Consider the following 15,036-nt stretch of genomic DNA (forward strand, 5'->3'; position numbering starts at 1 on the left):
GAGGGAAAGCAAAAAATAATTTTCTGGCGCGTAAAGGGGAAGTCCGTTTCGGCAAAATAAAAAAGCGGAAATCCCTGCGCGCGGCCAGTAACCCTGCGGCAACATACAGGTTACCCGCCTCTTGTTACGATCCGCGTCATCTGCCCGCTGCCAGGCTTGCAGTGTTACAATCCATAAAGCCCCTTTTATAAAAAGGGTTTTCCGGATATCGCCTGCTGCATGCACAGCGCTGGTCATTCCGCGTCAGGTTTTCTATGATGCCTCTTTTACTGCCTGCCGTGGATAACCCGTGCACGAAATCTTTAACATGCTGCTGGCGGTGTTCGATCGCGCCGCGCTGATGCTCATCTGCCTGTTCTTCCTGATCCGAATCCGCCTGTTCCGCGAGCTGCTGCATAAGAATGCCCATACGCCGAAAGAGCTGCTGGCGGTGACGGCAATCTTCTCGATGTTTGCCCTGTTCAGCACCTGGTCAGGGGTGCACGTCGAAGGCTCGCTGGTTAACGTGCGTATTATCGCAGTGATGGCCGGGGGCATTCTGTTTGGCCCGTGGGTAGGCGCCATTACCGGCGTGATCGCCGGGGTTCACCGCTATCTCATCGATATTGGCGGCATCACTTCCATACCTTGTCTTATCACCAGCATTACCGCCGGGTTCATCGCCGGCTGGATCCACGTCAAAGTGCCGAAAGCGCAGCGCTGGCGCGCCGGCATCCTCGGCGGGATGCTGTGCGAAACCCTGACCATGATCCTGGTGGTGCTATGGGCACCTTCCGTTTCGCTGGGGCTGGATATCGTGTCGAAGATCGGTATCCCGATGATCCTCGGCACCGTCTCTATCGGCTTTATTGTGCTGCTGGTGCAGAGCGTAGAGGGCGAAAAAGAGGCCATCGCCGCGCGGCAAGCGAAGCTGGCGCTGGATATCGCTAACAAGACGCTGCCGCTGTTTCGCAAAGTGAACGGCGAGTCGCTGCGCCAGGTGTGCGAGATCATTCGCCGGGATATCAATGCCGATGCAGCGGCGATCACCAACAATGAGCGCGTGCTGGCCTACGTCGGCGTGGGGGAAGAGAACTACCGCCGGGGCAATGACTCGCTGAGCCCGACCACCTGGCAGGCGATCCGCTACGGCAAAATCATCATCAAAAACAATGATGAAGCGCACCGCACCCCGGAAATTCACTCGATGATCGTGATACCGCTGTGGGAAAAAGGGGAAGTAACCGGCACGCTGAAGATCTACTACTGCCACGCGCACCAGATCACCTCGTCGCTGCAGGAGATGGCGGTTGGCCTGTCGCAGATCATCTCCACCCAGCTGGAAGTCTCCCGCGCCGAGCAGCTGCGCGAGATGGCGAATAAAGCGGAGCTGCGCGCGCTGCAGAGCAAAATCAATCCGCATTTCCTGTTTAACGCCCTCAACGCGATCTCCTCTTCAATACGGCTCAATCCGGACACCGCGCGCCAGCTGATTTTTAATCTCTCGCGCTACCTGCGCTATAACCTTGAATTAAAAGATGACGAACAGATCGACATCAAGCGCGAGCTGTATCAGATCAAGGATTACATCGCCATTGAGCAGGCGCGCTTCGGCGATAAGCTGACGGTGATCTACGACATTGACGAAGAGGTGAACTGCGTGGTGCCGAGCCTGCTGATCCAGCCGCTGGTGGAGAACGCCATTGTGCACGGCATTCAGCCGCGTAAAGGCAAAGGCGTGGTAACCATCAGCATCGCCGAGGCCGGAAACCGGGTGCGCATTGCGGTGCGCGATACCGGACACGGCATCGACCAGCAGGTGATTGACCGCGTAGAGGCGAACGAGATGCCGGGCAACAAGATTGGCCTGTTGAATGTGCATCACCGGGTGAAACTGCTCTATGGCGAAGGGCTGCATATCCGTCGTCTCGATCCCGGCACCGAAATTGCGTTTTACGTCCCGAACACCGCCCCGTCGCAGCAGATGGCCGCCGCGGCGCCCTGGCCTGAGGAGAAAGGATGAAAGTTATCATCGTCGAGGATGAGGTGCTGGCCCAGCAGGAGCTGAGCTGGCTGATAAAAACCCACAGTCAGATGGAGATCGTCGGCACCTTTGAGGACGGGCTGGACGTGCTGAAGTTTTTGCAGCACAACAAGGTGGACGCCATTTTTCTCGACATCAACATTCCTTCGCTCGACGGCGTACTGCTGGCGCAAAATATCAGCCAGTTCGCGCATAAGCCGTTTATCGTGTTTATCACCGCCTGGAAAGAACATGCGGTAGAAGCCTTCGAGCTGGAGGCGTTTGATTACATCCTTAAGCCGTATCAGGAGTCGCGCATCATCACCATGTTGCAGAAGCTGGAAGCCGCTGCTCAGCAGCAACAGCCGCAGGCCGCAGCGCCCGCCAGCCGGGAAAGCGCGACCATTAACCTGATCAAAGATGAGCGCATCATCGTTACCGACATCAACGACATTTACTACGCCGAAGCGCACGAGAAGATGACGTTTGTTTATACGCGCAAAGAGGCTTACGTGATGCCGATGAACATCACCGAATTTTGCAGCCGCCTGCCGGAGGCGCACTTCTTCCGCTGCCACCGCTCGTATTGCGTTAACCTGAGCAAAATCCGTGAAATCGAACCCTGGTTTAACAACACCTACATTCTGCGCCTGCGGGATCTCGATTTTCAGGTGCCGGTGAGCCGCAGCAAGGTGAAGGAGTTCCGCCAGCTGATGCGCCTGTAGCGCGACAAACAGTAAGGGCGCCGTCTGGCGCCCTTTACGTTTACAGTACCTGTCCCAGCGTCTGCCGCAGATGCGCGCCGGCACCCAGCAGGCCCGGGTTGTCATGCACGATCAGATAGACCGGAATATCCTGGACGTAGCTTCTGAAGCGGCCCTTATCTTCAAACCCACCACGGAAGCCCGACGCGCGGAAGAAGTCGAGGAAGCGCGGCACGATGCCGCCTGCGATATAGACTCCGCCAAAGGTACCGAGGTTAAGCGCCAGGTTGCCGCCGAAGCGCCCCATGATGACGCAGAACAGCGACAGCGCGCGACGGCAGTCGATGCAGGTGTCTGACAGCGCACGGGTGGTGATCTCTTTCGGCAGCAGATTTTCCGGCAGGCGACCATCTGACTTAACAATAGCGCGGTAAAGGTTGACCAGCCCCGGTCCGGACAGCACGCGCTCCGCCGAAACGTGGCCCAGCTCCGCGCGCAGCTCTTCGAGGATAATCCCCTCTTCTTCGCTGTTCGGCGCGAAATCAACGTGGCCGCCCTCGCCCGGCAGGCTGACCCAGCGCTTATCGACGTGAACCAGATGCGCGACGCCCAGCCCGGTGCCCGCGCCGTACACGGCGACAGGTTTACCTTCCACCGGTTCGGTGCCGCCAAACTGAATCAGGTGATCCCGTTTCAGCATCGGGATCGCCATTGAGACAGCGGTGAAGTCGTTGATGATTTCCAGATGATCAAAGCCGAGGTTGGCTTTCATTTCGGCGATGGAGAATTCCCACGTGTGGTTCGTCATCGCTACCCAGTCGCCGGTAATCGGACAGGCAATGGCGATACAGCCATCGGTCACGGCCACGTTTTGCTCTTCAAGGTAAACGCGCACCACCGCTTCGAGCGAAGGATAGTCCAGCCCGGACCAGGTTTTCTCGCAGGAAATATCGCCGGTTGCGAGGTCACAAAGCGCCAGACGGGCGTTGGTCCCACCCACATCACCCACCAAAGCATATTTTGTCATTATTCAACTGCTCCGCTTAAGTCAGAATAAGTCCCTGGAACACTGTAATTTCAAGGCGCAAGAACAACAATGACCATAGCATAAGGGCTCCGGTATTATTGAAGCAAATCACAGAAAGGGAATACGCTTTCTGCTCGCCTGTAACGCGCGCTTCCCGCGCCCGCCCGCCACATTGAGCCGCCACATGCGCCCCCGGACAAGGGGAATCTTCTGCTTCTCCTGGCGTCGTATCGCTACGTCAGAATTTTTTGGAAGCGTTACCAGTCACGCGCCGGGTAGAGTGTGATCTGCTTCATGCTTCTGTATGCTGGATTTCACAGAACGCACAGGGGAAGTGAAAGAGAGAGTAAGGTGATGCCTGCCGGATTTTGTGTAACCGTATACACTTATCATTTTCTCACTGATGGGGCAGCGCTATGGGCTATCAGCCAGATGCATCACGCTATGAACACATGGAATACCGCCGCTGCGGGCGCAGCGGCTTAAAGCTTCCCGCTATTTCGCTCGGGCTGTGGCACAACTTCGGCGATGCCACACTGGTGGAAAACAGCCGCCAGCTGCTGCGTCGTGCTTTCGATCTGGGGATCACCCACTTCGATCTGGCGAACAACTATGGCCCGCCTCCCGGTTCGGCTGAGAGCAACTTTGGTCGTATTCTGAAGGAAGACTTCAGCGCCTGGCGCGACGAGCTGATCCTCTCCACCAAAGCCGGCTATACCATGTGGAATGGGCCTTATGGCGACTGGGGTTCGCGTAAATATCTTATCTCCAGCCTCGACCAGAGCCTGAAGCGCATGGGTGTCGACTACGTGGACATCTTCTACCACCATCGTCCTGATCCGGACACGCCGCTGGAAGAAACCATGCGCGCACTCGATCACGTGGTGCGTCAGGGGAAAGCGCTGTACGTGGGTATTTCCAACTACCCTGCCGCGCAGGCCGCAGAAGCCATCGACATTCTTAATCAGCTCGGCACGCCGTGCCTGATCCACCAGCCGAAGTACTCGATGTTTGAGCGCTGGGTTGAAGACGGTCTGCTGGATGTGCTGCAGGAAAAAGGCGTCGGCAGCATCGCGTTTTCACCGCTGGCGGGCGGCCAGCTGACCGATCGCTATCTCAACGGCATTCCGGCGGACTCGCGCGCGGCCAGCGACAGCCGCTTTCTCAATCCGGACCAGATCACCGAAGCGAAGCTGGAAAAAGTGCGCCAGCTCAATGCCATCGCCGAACGTCGCGGGCAAAAGCTGTCTCAGATGGCGCTCGCCTGGGTGCTGCGCGACGAGAAAGTAACGTCGGTGTTAATTGGGGCCAGCAAGACCGCGCAAATCGACGACGCGGTTGCCATGCTGAGCAACCGGGCATTCAGCGCGGCGGAGCGCCAGGAGATTGACGCGATCCTCGTGTAAGCCTGGCCCTTTAGGATTAAACTTAAATGTAAGGGTATCGCCTCTGTTTAAGAGTAATAGCACTGCTCAGGGGCTTTACAGCTTTGTAACATCCTCCTCAACAGGCCTCTGGGGCCACGATCGTGAGGAGAGAAGTATGTTCAGGTCACTGATTCTTGCAGCAGCGCTACTGGTCGCCACGCCATTAGTGGCCAACGCCGGGGAAATCACCCTGTTGCCATCCATAAAATTACACATTGGCGATCGCGACGACCGCGGTAACTACTGGGACGGCGGCCACTGGCGCGATCGCGACTACTGGCACCGGAATTATGAATGGCGTAAGAACCGCTGGCACCGTCACGACAACGGTTGGCACCGCGGCTGGGACAAGCGCAAAGCCTGGGAGCGCGGCTACCGCGAAGGCTGGCGTGACCGGGACGATCACCGCGGCTGGGGCAAACATGGCCGTGGACACGGGCACAGACATCACCACTGATTAAAAAAAGGGAGCCGCGGCTCCCTTTTTACTTTCCTGCGGTTACAACCCCATCGCGGTGCCCACCAGCAGCCAGAGATTGAGCGCAACCACCAGCACCACAATCAACCAGCCGATACGTCGCACCAGCGTGGTGTTAACCAGCTCGCCCATCAACTTAGGATTGCTGGTAAAGATCAGCAGCGGCACCAGCGCCAGCGCGATACCAAAGCTCAGCAGCACCTGGCTCATCACCAGAATACGCGTCGGGTCCAGCCCCATCAGAATGACAATGAACGACGGGGCCATAGTAATGGAACGACGCACCCAGAGTGGAATATGGAAGCGCACAAATCCCTGCATCACCACCTGTCCGGCGAGGGTGCCGACCACGGTGGATGACAGACCGGCAGCCACCAGGCTCAAACCGAAGATAGTTGCCGCGGCATGGCTCAACAGCGGCTCCAGCGTCAGGTAAGCTTCATCGAGATCCGCCACGCCGGTGTGGCCGCTGAAGTGAAACGCCGCGGCTGCGGTAGCCATCATTGCGAGGTTAACGAAGCCGGCGATGGTCATGGCAATCGCCACGTCCCATTTTGTGGCGCTGTAGCGCTCTTTGCGGCTGCCATCGTGCAGGTTCTGGGTCAGAGAAGAGTGCAGGTAAATCACGTGCGGCATGATGGTTGCGCCCAGCACGCCAGCGGCCAGATACACCGCTTCGGTATTCGGCAGGCTCGGGATTGCCATGCCCCTGGCGAGCGGTGCCAGCGCTGGCTGAGAGAAGATCAGTTCAACGATATAGGCCGCCGCCACAAACAGCAGCAGACCGCCGATCACTCTTTCCAGCGGTTTCTGGCCCCGGCTTTGCAGCATCAGGATCAGGAAGGTGGCGATCCCGGTAAGAATGGCTCCTTGTAACAGCGAAACGCCAAGCAGTAGCTTGAAGCCGATAGCCGCCCCGATAAATTCGGCCAGATCGGTGGCCATGGCGATGATTTCCGCCTGCACCCAGTAGAACCAGACTACCGGACGCGGATAGTGGTCACGGATCTGCTCCGCCAGGTTTTTCCCGGTAGCAATGCCGAGCTTGGCCGACAATACCTGGATCAGCATTGCCATCAGGTTCGCCCAGACCACCACCCACAGCAGCTGGTAGCCAAATGCGGCACCGGCCTGAATGTTAGTGGCGAAGTTACCGGGATCGATATAACCAATGGCGGCGATGAACGCCGGCCCCATCAGGGCGAGCCGCATTTTACGCGCTGTACGCCCACTGCTTCTTTCAACGCGACTGTTAGTCATGCTCTGCCTCTGAGATATAGCCTTTGCTATGTTTCATGCTATCAAAATGCGAATGATTATCAAGATCATTAAGAGCATTTAACGTGATGATTGTGATAGCTGATAACAATAGAAGGCAGGAGTATGAATCGAGGCCCGCTTCTGGCGGGACGTAAGGAAAAGTGTAGCACAGCAATTTAACTTTTCACTTCTTTACTTAACATAGCGGAAATGTATGGCAGATCACTATTTTTGAGTCACGTCACACGGCATTACTATACTGTGCATTTGATCTCGTTTTATTCATGCTTGTTGCATAGAATGTGCACCGAAACTTAACCTGCCTCATATTCGGAGCACACATGTCCCGCGTTCTGCACTTTATTCTGGCACTCGCGTTTGTCGCACTGCTTGCCTGGCTGGTCAGCAATGACCGCAAAAAAATTCGTTTAAACTATATCGGTCTGCTGTTAGTGATCGAAGTGCTGCTTGCGTGGTTCTTCCTTAACTCTAACGTCGGTCTGGGCTTTGTAAAGGGCTTCGCCGATATGTTCGAGAAGCTGCTCGGCTTCGCGAATGAAGGGACGAACTTCGTATTTGGCAATATGAACGATCAGGGTCTGGCTTTCTTCTTCCTGAAAGTGCTCTGCCCTATCGTCTTTATTTCCGCGTTAATCGGTATTCTGCAGCATATTCGTATCCTGCCGATTATCATCCGCGCTATCGGTACGGTTCTCTCTAAAGTGAACGGTATGGGTAAGCTGGAATCTTTCAACGCGGTAAGCTCGCTGATTCTGGGACAATCAGAAAACTTCATCGCCTATAAGGATATTCTTGGCAAGATGTCGCAAAACCGCATGTACACCATGGCGGCCACCGCGATGTCTACCGTATCGATGTCGATCGTTGGTGCTTACATGACCATGCTGAAGCCGCAGTACGTTGTGGCTGCGCTGGTGCTTAACATGTTCAGTACCTTTATCGTGCTCTCCATCATCAACCCGTACCGTGTTGAAAACGAAGAAGATCTGCAGATGGCGAATCTGCATGAAGGTCAGAGCTTCTTCGAAATGCTCGGTGAATACATTCTGGCAGGTTTCAAAGTCGCGATTATCGTTGCGGCGATGCTGATCGGCTTTATCGCCCTGATCTCCGGTCTTAACGCGCTGTTCGCGGCGGTACTGGGCATCTCCTTCCAGGGTATCCTCGGCTACATCTTCTACCCGGTGGCCTGGGTGATGGGCGTGCCGGCGCAGGAAGCGCTGCAGGTGGGCAGTATCATGGCGACCAAACTGGTCTCTAATGAATTCGTTGCGATGATGGATCTGCAGAAAATTGCCACCACGCTGTCGCCGCGTGCGGAAGGCATTCTGTCCGTATTCCTCGTCTCCTTCGCGAACTTCTCCTCTATCGGCATCATCGCCGGTGCGATCAAAGGCCTGAACGAAGAGCAGGGTAACGTGGTTTCCCGCTTCGGCCTGAAGCTGGTATACGGTTCAACGCTGGTGAGCGTGCTCTCTGCATCAATCGCTGCGCTGGTACTGTAAGTTTTCCAGACCAAAACCGGAGCCACGGCTCCGGTTTTTTTATGCCTGCAGATCGGCGAGCGGCTGCGGTTTTCCGGTGAGCCAGCCCTGTAAATATTCCACCCCAAGACGCAGCAGCAGTTCGCGCTGAGCCTCGGTTTCAACGAATTCCGCCACCACGCTAAGGTTTTTCACCCGCGCCAGCTCGCAGATAGATTTCACAATCATGGCATCCATCGAGTCGGTGACAATATCCTTCACAAAGCTGCCGTCGATTTTAATGATGCTGGCCTGCAGGCTTTTCAGCCGCTCGTAATTGGCATACCCGGTGCCAAAGTCATCAATGGCGATACTGAATCCCGCAACACGCAGCAGGCTGAGATTCTGAATACTGGCTTCGGAGTGGGAAAACGCCTGCTCTTCGGTGATTTCGATGATGACGTGGCTGACCGGCACGGCGTAGCGCGTAAACAGCGCGATAATGTGCTGGGCGGTGTCCTTACGCATCAGCGTCATCGGCATCAGGTTGACCGAGAAACGCGGCGTGTTCTGCTGAGCCGGATGCGCCTGCAGCCATGCCAGCATCGTTTCCACCACCAGCAGATCGAAGCGGGCGCTCAGGTTGAACTGGGCAATAATGGGAATGAATTTGTCCGGCGTAATAATTTCGCCGTCGCAGTTCAGTCGGGTAAGAATTTCGTGATATCCCTGCCCGCTGGCGTTTACTATCGGCTGGGCATGCAGCAGCACACCACCTTCATCCAGCGCGCGCTTCACCTTCTGCAGCATAAACACCCGCTCGCTGGTCTGGCCCGATACCACCGCCTGTCTGCCGTTCAGCGGCAGCACCCGGTCCGCCGCCGATGCCTGCTCCGCCAGATAGCTGAGCTGGCCGAGAGTCGGTTGCAGGTTAGTGATATCGCTGTCTGCCACCGCCCATGCGGCGCTGAAATCGATCTCCAGCCAGTGATGATTCCAGCGGATCTTACGGCTGTTGAGCGACTCGACCATATGCGTGAGCCGCGCCTGGGGGGCCGGGCCGGTCAGGCTTATCAGCAGCTCGTTGCCTGGCAGCTGGAATACGCACTCCCCTTCCTGCAGCCATTGCTGTAGCAGCTTGTTGATAGTGACCTTACAGTGCACACGCATCATCATGCCGTAATGGCGGCTGAGAAATTCGAGGTTGTTCATACGCAGACAGCACAGGTACGGGGTCTGATGCTGGGCCAGGCTCTGCTCAAGCGCGCGCAGGTTCGGCAGCTGCGTCAGAGGGTCAGTGAGCGCCTGCTCCTGCCAGAGGCGTTTCGCCCATTCGCTTTTGCGAAACAGCCGGGTCATATAGAGCAGGCAAATAGTAAACGAGACGAACACCGACAGCGCAAATGAGAGTGAATACTCGCTCTTCAGCCCGAGCAGGAAATTATGGTTATAGGTCAGAAGCAGCCACGCGGAAACTGACCAGCTGAGTAAAATAAACCGGTGCCCAAGCTTGCGTATGCCAAGCGTGAAAATGACAAAAATTATCGGCACCAGATAGCCACTCAGCAGAATCGAATTATGGGAAGAACAGAGCAATATCAGAGTTAATGCGAGGGTACTAATCCAGCCGATAACAAAGCATCTTTTATCCGCGGCCATGCAGGGAATAATACAGGCACGCCACAGCGTTTTTGCATAGCGTGGCGTTAATATCATGCGTAACGGGAAATAAAAAATCAGGGTAAACATCAGTGATGCGACAATTAAACTTAACGTATCAACGATGCGGTAGAGAACAGAATCGGAAATAAAAAATGAGGATATCTCAGCGGGAAAGGCGACATATTTCCCCGCCAGCGCCATCAATAATTTCATCAGGCACGGGGCGATAAACCCTAACCAGAAAATCCTGACGCCCATGCGGCTATCCGGCAATCCGTAGCGCCAGCGCCGCCCGAGGATCAGGCGCACCGCCGCGCAGCAGGCCAGCACCGGAATCACCTGGCACCCTACCAGCGTGAGGTTCTGCAATGCAGAGAGCTGCCACTCGTTATAATTGACCAGCGCCAGGGTAATGCAAATACCGGCAATAGCATGGCGACCAAAAATAAGCAGCAGCGCCAGCATTACGCTCAGTGGTAGCCAGGTCAGATACAGCGCCTGACCTTCAATAACCGCCCGGGGAGCAATAACGCGGGAAAAAGGCAGCGTCAGTAAACATAATGCAAACGCTATGAGGTTATATTTAAATGAAGTGTAATATTTATTTATCATTATGGTTAATAATTCGATCCTGTATGCAATTAATAGCGGCCAGGATGGTATGTTTATTTCGTATACAGTGCAAGCCCGGAATTATATTCAGACTCCATGCCGTCGCTAAATAAGAATATGTAACTAATTCATAGTTTGTGTGAAAGCATAATTTTCACGGCGGGAAAACAAAAAACCCCCGCTTTTCAGCGAGGGTTTGAAATGTGGTGGAGCTAAGCGGGATCGAACCGCTGACCTCCTGCATGCCATGCAGGCGCTCTCCCAGCTGAGCTATAGCCCCACGAAGATGTTTTGTTACGCACCAGACCTTGCGGGATGAAGGTTTGGTGGAGCTAAGCGGGATCGAACCGCTGACCTCCTGCATGCCATGCAGGCGCTCTCCCAGCTGAGCTATAGCCCCGTTGCGAACACATCAAATCGTGTTAACGGGCGGCATGATAAGAATTCCACACCATAGTGTCAACGGCAAAATCGTCCTCGTCGTTCAAATGCTGAAAAAGCCAGCGTTTTCCCATTCTTAGCCGCGTAGCGGCTCACAAAACCCGCCACATTAACGTTTTCTCGTAAAAGGATGTTATAAAATGAACCCGTAATAACCTTACGCAACTTCGGGAAATACTATGCTCAAGGAAAGGATGACTCCGGAAGAGCTGGCGCAGGAAACGGGATTTAGCCGCCAGACCATTAATAAATGGGTTCGTAAGCAGGGCTGGGAAACTTCGCCCAGGCCCGGGGTGCAAGGTGGTAAGGCGCGTTTGATTCACGTAAATCAGCAGGTTCGCGACTTTCTTCTCAGCGCCACGCGGCAAAGCCATAACGCAGTAACGATCGGCATGATACCGGTCGAAAATTCGTCAGAGAGCCTGATACTCAGCTCGCTGCGCGAAATGACGGAACAGGAGCAAAAGCACTTTGCTTCGCTTCTGCTCAGGGAAGGGATTGACGGCGTCCTGCGTCGTCTTGGGATCCGTAACAGCGACTAGCCTATGATAATGTTCAAATCGCAAATGACGCCGGGCGATCTTGCCGAACTGTCCGGCTACAGCCCGCAGACCATCAACAAGTGGGTGCACGCCCAGCGCTGGCAGACGCGCAAAATTAAAGGGGTGAAAGGCGGGAAAGCGCACGTCATCATCATTTCCGACCCGGTGCGTCTGTTCATCATTAACACCAGTAAGATGCGTAAGCGTTACCCTGAACTGAGCCGCGCTGAGGAGCCACACGTTCCCTATGGCAGCGTGCAGGATAACGTTGAGCGCCAGATGACCGAGGCGATTCGCGCCATGTCAGAGAGCGAACAGCGGCGGCTGGCGGCGCTTCTGCTGCGCGAAGGCGTGACGGGGTTGCTGGGTAAGCTCGGCATCGGCGATGCCGCTTAAGAAAAAGCCTCCGGACGGAGGCTTTTTTGCAGGCAAAAAACTCAGTTGTTTACCGGAATAACCGCGCCTTTATACTTGGTACGGATCCAGTCCTGAATCTCTTTCGAGTGCAGTACGTTAACCAGTGCAACGATGTCTTTCTTCTTCTCGTCGCCGCGGTGTACGGTGATGATGTTGGCATACGGGTTGTTCTCGCCGCTTTCAACAGCGATCGGATCTTTTACCGGATCCAGGCTCGCGTCGATGGCGTAGTTGGCGTTGATCACCACCGCGTCGCCTTCATCATTGTTGTACATCTGCGGCAGCAGAGAGCCTTCCACGTTCGGCAGGAACTTCAGCTTTTTCGGGTTCTCCACGATGTCGCTGATGCGCGCGGCCACTTTATCCACGCCCGGCTTCAGTTTGATCACGCCTTCGCGCTCGAAGATGGAGAGGATACGTCCCTCTTCTGCAACGGCGTCACGCATAATCACTTTCCCGCCTTCCGGCAGATCTTTCAGCGATTTGAATTTTTTAGAGTAGATGCCGATCGGCTCGATGTGAATCGCGCCAGCGCTGACGAAATCATAGGTTTTATCGCCTTCGTGATCTTTCAGCACGCTGTTCAGGTAAGGAATGTGCTGGAAGTAGTTGGCGTCGATATCGCGGCTGGAGAGCGCGGTGTTCGGCAGAATGTAATCCTGGAACGGACGGATTTCGAGATCGATACCCTGTTTAGCAAGGATCGGCTTCGCCTGCTCAAGAATTTCCGCGTGCGGCACGTTGGACGCGCCTACGGTCAGGGTGTCAGCCCAGGCTGAGACGCTCAGGGTGGCTGCGGCAATCAGTGTCAGTACTTTTTTCATGATGTTGTGGTCTCAATATTATTAGCGTTTGTCTAACAGAGAGGTAATAACGTCGCCGCAGAACTGGATAATGAACACGATGATCAGAATGGTCACCGTCGCCACCAGCGTGACGTCGTTATGGTTGCGCTGGAATCCTTCCAGATAAGCCAGATTTCCTAACCCGCCTGCACCGATCACACCGGCCATCGCGCTATAGCTCACCAGCGCAATCAGGGTGACGGTAATACCTGAAACCAACGCGGGCGAGGATTCAGGCAGTAAAACCCGGAAAACCAACGTGCTCAGACGCGCGCCCATCGAGCGGGTCGCCTCAATCACGCCTTTATCCACTTCACGCAGCGCGATCTCCACGAGGCGTGCGTAGAACGGCGCAGCACCGACAATCAGCGCTGGCAGTGCTGCATCAGCCCCGAGAATGGTGCCGACGATGCTTTTGGTAAACGGGATCAGCAGCACGATCAGGATGATGAACGGAATGGAGCGGAAAATGTTCACCACCAGCGAAATCACGCTGTAGACAGCCCGGTTCTGGAACAGCCCGCCGCGCGCGGTCAGGAACAGCGCCAGGCCCAGCAGCAGCCCTAATGCAAAGGTCGCGACGCCGGAGAGTGCGGTCATGTACAGCGTCTCCTGGGTGGCCGCCCAGAGTTGGTCCCACTTCAGATGGGGAAACAGGTTCTCAGGCATACTTCACCACCTCAGTGTCGATCTCATGCAGCTGTAAATCGTTAAGAATATTGTTCAGTTGTTCCGGCGTAGCGACGACGTGCAGCCAGAGCTGCCCGAACACGCCGTGCGCGGTCTGGGTCATCTTGCCGTGCAGAATATTGAACGGCAGGCCGTAGCGCAGGGTCAGTTCCCCGACCACCGGCTGATGGGTACTCAGGCCGACAAACGTCAGCTTAATAACGTTGCCGTCCAGCCCGGCGGCCAGTTCCGGATTAAACGCCTCTTCTTCAGCATACTGGCTGACCTGACGCACAAACTGACGCGTGATCGGCTGCTGCGGATGGGTAAAGACGTTCAGCACTTCGCCCTCTTCCACCACTTTGCCGTTTTCCATCACCGCCACGCGATCGCAGATTTTGCGCACCACGTGCATCTCGTGGGTGATGAGCACGATGGTCAGTTTGAACTTGCGGTTAATGTCCAGCAGCAGATCGAGGATCTGATCGGTAGTTTGCGGGTCCAGCGCCGAGGTGGCTTCGTCGCACAGCAGCACGTCCGGATTGTTCGCCAGCGCGCGGGCGATACCGACACGCTGCTTCTGTCCGCCGCTCAGCTGCGACGGATAGGCGTTCTCGCGGCCGCGTAGTCCGACAAGATCGATAAGCTCGGCAACACGGGCATTGATTTTTGCTTTTGGCGTACCGGCAATCTGCATGGAAAACGCAATGTTTTCACTGACGGTGCGCGACCACAGCAGGTTGAAATGCTGGAACACCATGCTGATTTTCAGACGCGCCTGGCGCAGCGTTTCGCCGCGGGCGGCGGAAATATCCTGCCCGTTCACCGTCACGGTGCCGGACGTCGGTTTTTCCAGGCCATTCAGCAGGCGGATCAGGGTACTTTTACCCGCGCCGCTGTAGCCGATAATGCCGTAAATTTGCCCCTGTTCGATGGAGAGATTCACATCGTCCACGGCGGTAATGGGGTCGGTGCCGTGTTTAAAAATCTTCGAAATGTTCCTGAGAACGATCATAGGTGTTGTTATCCGGCGTTGCGCAAAGCAAAAGTTTGTAGCCTGTCCGCTTTTATAAATAGCGGTATAGACGTCTGGACGATAATAAACAAGGGCCAGATAATTTGAAATAACAAAAACGTCGACATTTATAACATTAGTGAATAAAAAGCACCTCTGATGCCGTTAATGCACTCAATTTGTACATTTAATATTCGCAGCGGGAATGAATATTTTTAACTATCGATTGCCGGGAAAGGCATAACGAAGGGTGTCAGGTGTCTGATTTTGAGGCAGAAAACCGCTAAAACCGACATTTTTAGCCATGTACATAGCCAGACGACTAAACGGCCTGACATCCTGATGGCTAAATTAGCAGATAATATTACTTTTCGTTCTAATCACCTTAGAAAGGTTCTTTAGTCGCCGCCATTTTTCAGTTCAGGATGCGTTCCAACTACCCTGTCTGGAG

Annotated in this window: 13 protein-coding genes and 2 tRNA genes; 7 read left to right on the top strand and 8 right to left on the bottom strand. The window is 55.1% G+C overall.

The window, feature by feature from the left end; all coding sequences use genetic code 11:
- The first annotated feature begins 289 nt into the window (after nt 1–289).
- A complete protein-coding gene (locus tag KFZ77_RS13855) occupies nt 290–2,002 on the top strand; it encodes a sensor histidine kinase (RefSeq protein WP_264384523.1) in 1,713 nt (570 codons plus the stop codon).
- Entirely contained in the window at nt 1,999–2,727 is a 729-nt protein-coding gene (locus KFZ77_RS13860) for a LytR/AlgR family response regulator transcription factor (RefSeq protein WP_031520482.1), read from the top strand. The genes KFZ77_RS13855 and KFZ77_RS13860 overlap by 4 nt, the downstream gene beginning before the upstream one ends.
- A gap of 40 nt (nt 2,728–2,767) precedes the next feature.
- Here the strand turns inward: KFZ77_RS13860 and glk are convergent, their stop codons facing one another.
- On the bottom strand, nt 2,768–3,733 hold the full coding sequence (gene glk, locus KFZ77_RS13865; protein WP_031520480.1) for a glucokinase: 966 nt from the start codon (nt 3,731–3,733) through the stop codon (nt 2,768–2,770).
- Between the two features lie 416 nt (nt 3,734–4,149).
- On the opposite strand from glk, the gene mgrA reads away from it, so the two are divergent.
- Complete coding sequence (mgrA, locus tag KFZ77_RS13870) at nt 4,150–5,139, top strand: L-glyceraldehyde 3-phosphate reductase (RefSeq protein ID WP_264384524.1); 990 nt, start codon at nt 4,150–4,152, stop codon at nt 5,137–5,139.
- Nucleotides 5,140–5,275: 136 nt separating this feature from the next.
- Nucleotides 5,276–5,617 carry a DUF2502 domain-containing protein YpeC gene (gene ypeC / locus KFZ77_RS13875; RefSeq protein WP_031520477.1) on the top strand — a complete coding sequence of 114 codons (342 nt, stop codon included), beginning with the start codon at nt 5,276–5,278 and terminating at the stop codon, nt 5,615–5,617.
- Nucleotides 5,618–5,659: 42 nt separating this feature from the next.
- Here ypeC and KFZ77_RS13880 read toward each other — a convergent pair whose 3' ends face one another.
- Nucleotides 5,660–6,916 (bottom strand): Nramp family divalent metal transporter, encoded by a 1,257-nt coding sequence (locus KFZ77_RS13880; protein WP_264386197.1) that lies wholly within the window; start codon nt 6,914–6,916, stop codon nt 5,660–5,662.
- A gap of 323 nt (nt 6,917–7,239) precedes the next feature.
- Here KFZ77_RS13880 and KFZ77_RS13885 point away from each other — a divergent pair, with 323 nt between their 5' ends.
- Nucleotides 7,240–8,424 carry a NupC/NupG family nucleoside CNT transporter gene (locus tag KFZ77_RS13885; protein ID WP_264384525.1) on the top strand — a complete coding sequence of 395 codons (1,185 nt, stop codon included), beginning with the start codon at nt 7,240–7,242 and terminating at the stop codon, nt 8,422–8,424.
- Nucleotides 8,425–8,463: 39 nt separating this feature from the next.
- Here KFZ77_RS13885 and KFZ77_RS13890 read toward each other — a convergent pair whose 3' ends face one another.
- The 3 genes from KFZ77_RS13890 to KFZ77_RS13900 form a co-directional block, all read right to left on the bottom strand.
- Complete coding sequence (locus tag KFZ77_RS13890) at nt 8,464–10,656, bottom strand: sensor domain-containing phosphodiesterase (RefSeq protein WP_264384526.1); 2,193 nt, start codon at nt 10,654–10,656, stop codon at nt 8,464–8,466.
- Nucleotides 10,657–10,860: 204 nt separating this feature from the next.
- A tRNA-Ala gene (locus tag KFZ77_RS13895) sits at nt 10,861–10,936 on the bottom strand.
- 44 nt (nt 10,937–10,980) lie between these two features.
- Nucleotides 10,981–11,056, bottom strand: a tRNA-Ala gene (locus KFZ77_RS13900).
- 220 nt (nt 11,057–11,276) lie between these two features.
- Here KFZ77_RS13900 and KFZ77_RS13905 point away from each other — a divergent pair.
- Together KFZ77_RS13905 and KFZ77_RS13910 are read left to right on the top strand one after the other, a co-directional pair.
- Nucleotides 11,277–11,639, top strand: a complete 363-nt coding sequence (locus KFZ77_RS13905; RefSeq protein ID WP_264384527.1) for a YfeC-like transcriptional regulator — start codon at nt 11,277–11,279, stop codon at nt 11,637–11,639.
- A gap of 9 nt (nt 11,640–11,648) precedes the next feature.
- Nucleotides 11,649–12,035: a YfeC-like transcriptional regulator gene (locus KFZ77_RS13910; RefSeq protein ID WP_264384528.1), complete on the top strand. Its 387-nt coding sequence runs from the start codon at nt 11,649–11,651 to the stop codon at nt 12,033–12,035.
- Between the two features lie 41 nt (nt 12,036–12,076).
- Here the strand turns inward: KFZ77_RS13910 and KFZ77_RS13915 are convergent, their stop codons facing one another.
- Genes KFZ77_RS13915 through KFZ77_RS13925 form a run of 3 tightly spaced genes read right to left on the bottom strand, consistent with a single transcriptional unit; the run spans nt 12,077 to nt 14,585 of the window.
- The gene (locus KFZ77_RS13915) at nt 12,077–12,880 is read right to left on the bottom strand and encodes a MetQ/NlpA family ABC transporter substrate-binding protein (protein ID WP_264384529.1); all 804 of its coding nucleotides are present in this window, start codon (nt 12,878–12,880) and stop codon (nt 12,077–12,079) included.
- A gap of 21 nt (nt 12,881–12,901) precedes the next feature.
- Nucleotides 12,902–13,570: a methionine ABC transporter permease gene (locus tag KFZ77_RS13920; RefSeq protein ID WP_264384530.1), complete on the bottom strand. Its 669-nt coding sequence runs from the start codon at nt 13,568–13,570 to the stop codon at nt 12,902–12,904.
- Nucleotides 13,563–14,585 (bottom strand): methionine ABC transporter ATP-binding protein, encoded by a 1,023-nt coding sequence (locus tag KFZ77_RS13925; RefSeq protein ID WP_264384531.1) that lies wholly within the window; start codon nt 14,583–14,585, stop codon nt 13,563–13,565. The genes KFZ77_RS13920 and KFZ77_RS13925 overlap by 8 nt, the downstream gene beginning before the upstream one ends.
- Between the last annotated feature and the right edge of the window lie 451 nt (nt 14,586–15,036).

The organism is Siccibacter colletis, assembly GCF_025914095.1.
Lineage (GTDB): Bacteria > Pseudomonadota > Gammaproteobacteria > Enterobacterales > Enterobacteriaceae > Siccibacter > Siccibacter colletis.

Excerpts from the sequence above, each read along its gene's own strand:
- KFZ77_RS13860 (WP_031520482.1), top strand. The coding sequence starts at position 1,999 with ATGAAAGTTATCATCGTCGAGGATGAGGTGCTGGCCCAGCAGGAGCTG.
- glk (WP_031520480.1), bottom strand. The coding sequence starts at position 3,733 with ATGACAAAATATGCTTTGGTGGGTGATGTGGGTGGGACCAACGCCCGT.
- mgrA (WP_264384524.1), top strand. The coding sequence starts at position 4,150 with ATGGGCTATCAGCCAGATGCATCACGCTATGAACACATGGAATACCGC.
- ypeC (WP_031520477.1), top strand. The coding sequence starts at position 5,276 with ATGTTCAGGTCACTGATTCTTGCAGCAGCGCTACTGGTCGCCACGCCA.
- KFZ77_RS13885 (WP_264384525.1), top strand. The coding sequence starts at position 7,240 with ATGTCCCGCGTTCTGCACTTTATTCTGGCACTCGCGTTTGTCGCACTG.
- KFZ77_RS13890 (WP_264384526.1), bottom strand. The coding sequence starts at position 10,656 with ATGATAAATAAATATTACACTTCATTTAAATATAACCTCATAGCGTTT.
- KFZ77_RS13905 (WP_264384527.1), top strand. The coding sequence starts at position 11,277 with ATGCTCAAGGAAAGGATGACTCCGGAAGAGCTGGCGCAGGAAACGGGA.
- KFZ77_RS13910 (WP_264384528.1), top strand. The coding sequence starts at position 11,649 with ATGTTCAAATCGCAAATGACGCCGGGCGATCTTGCCGAACTGTCCGGC.
- KFZ77_RS13915 (WP_264384529.1), bottom strand. The coding sequence starts at position 12,880 with ATGAAAAAAGTACTGACACTGATTGCCGCAGCCACCCTGAGCGTCTCA.
- KFZ77_RS13920 (WP_264384530.1), bottom strand. The coding sequence starts at position 13,570 with ATGCCTGAGAACCTGTTTCCCCATCTGAAGTGGGACCAACTCTGGGCG.
- KFZ77_RS13925 (WP_264384531.1), bottom strand. The coding sequence starts at position 14,585 with ATGATCGTTCTCAGGAACATTTCGAAGATTTTTAAACACGGCACCGAC.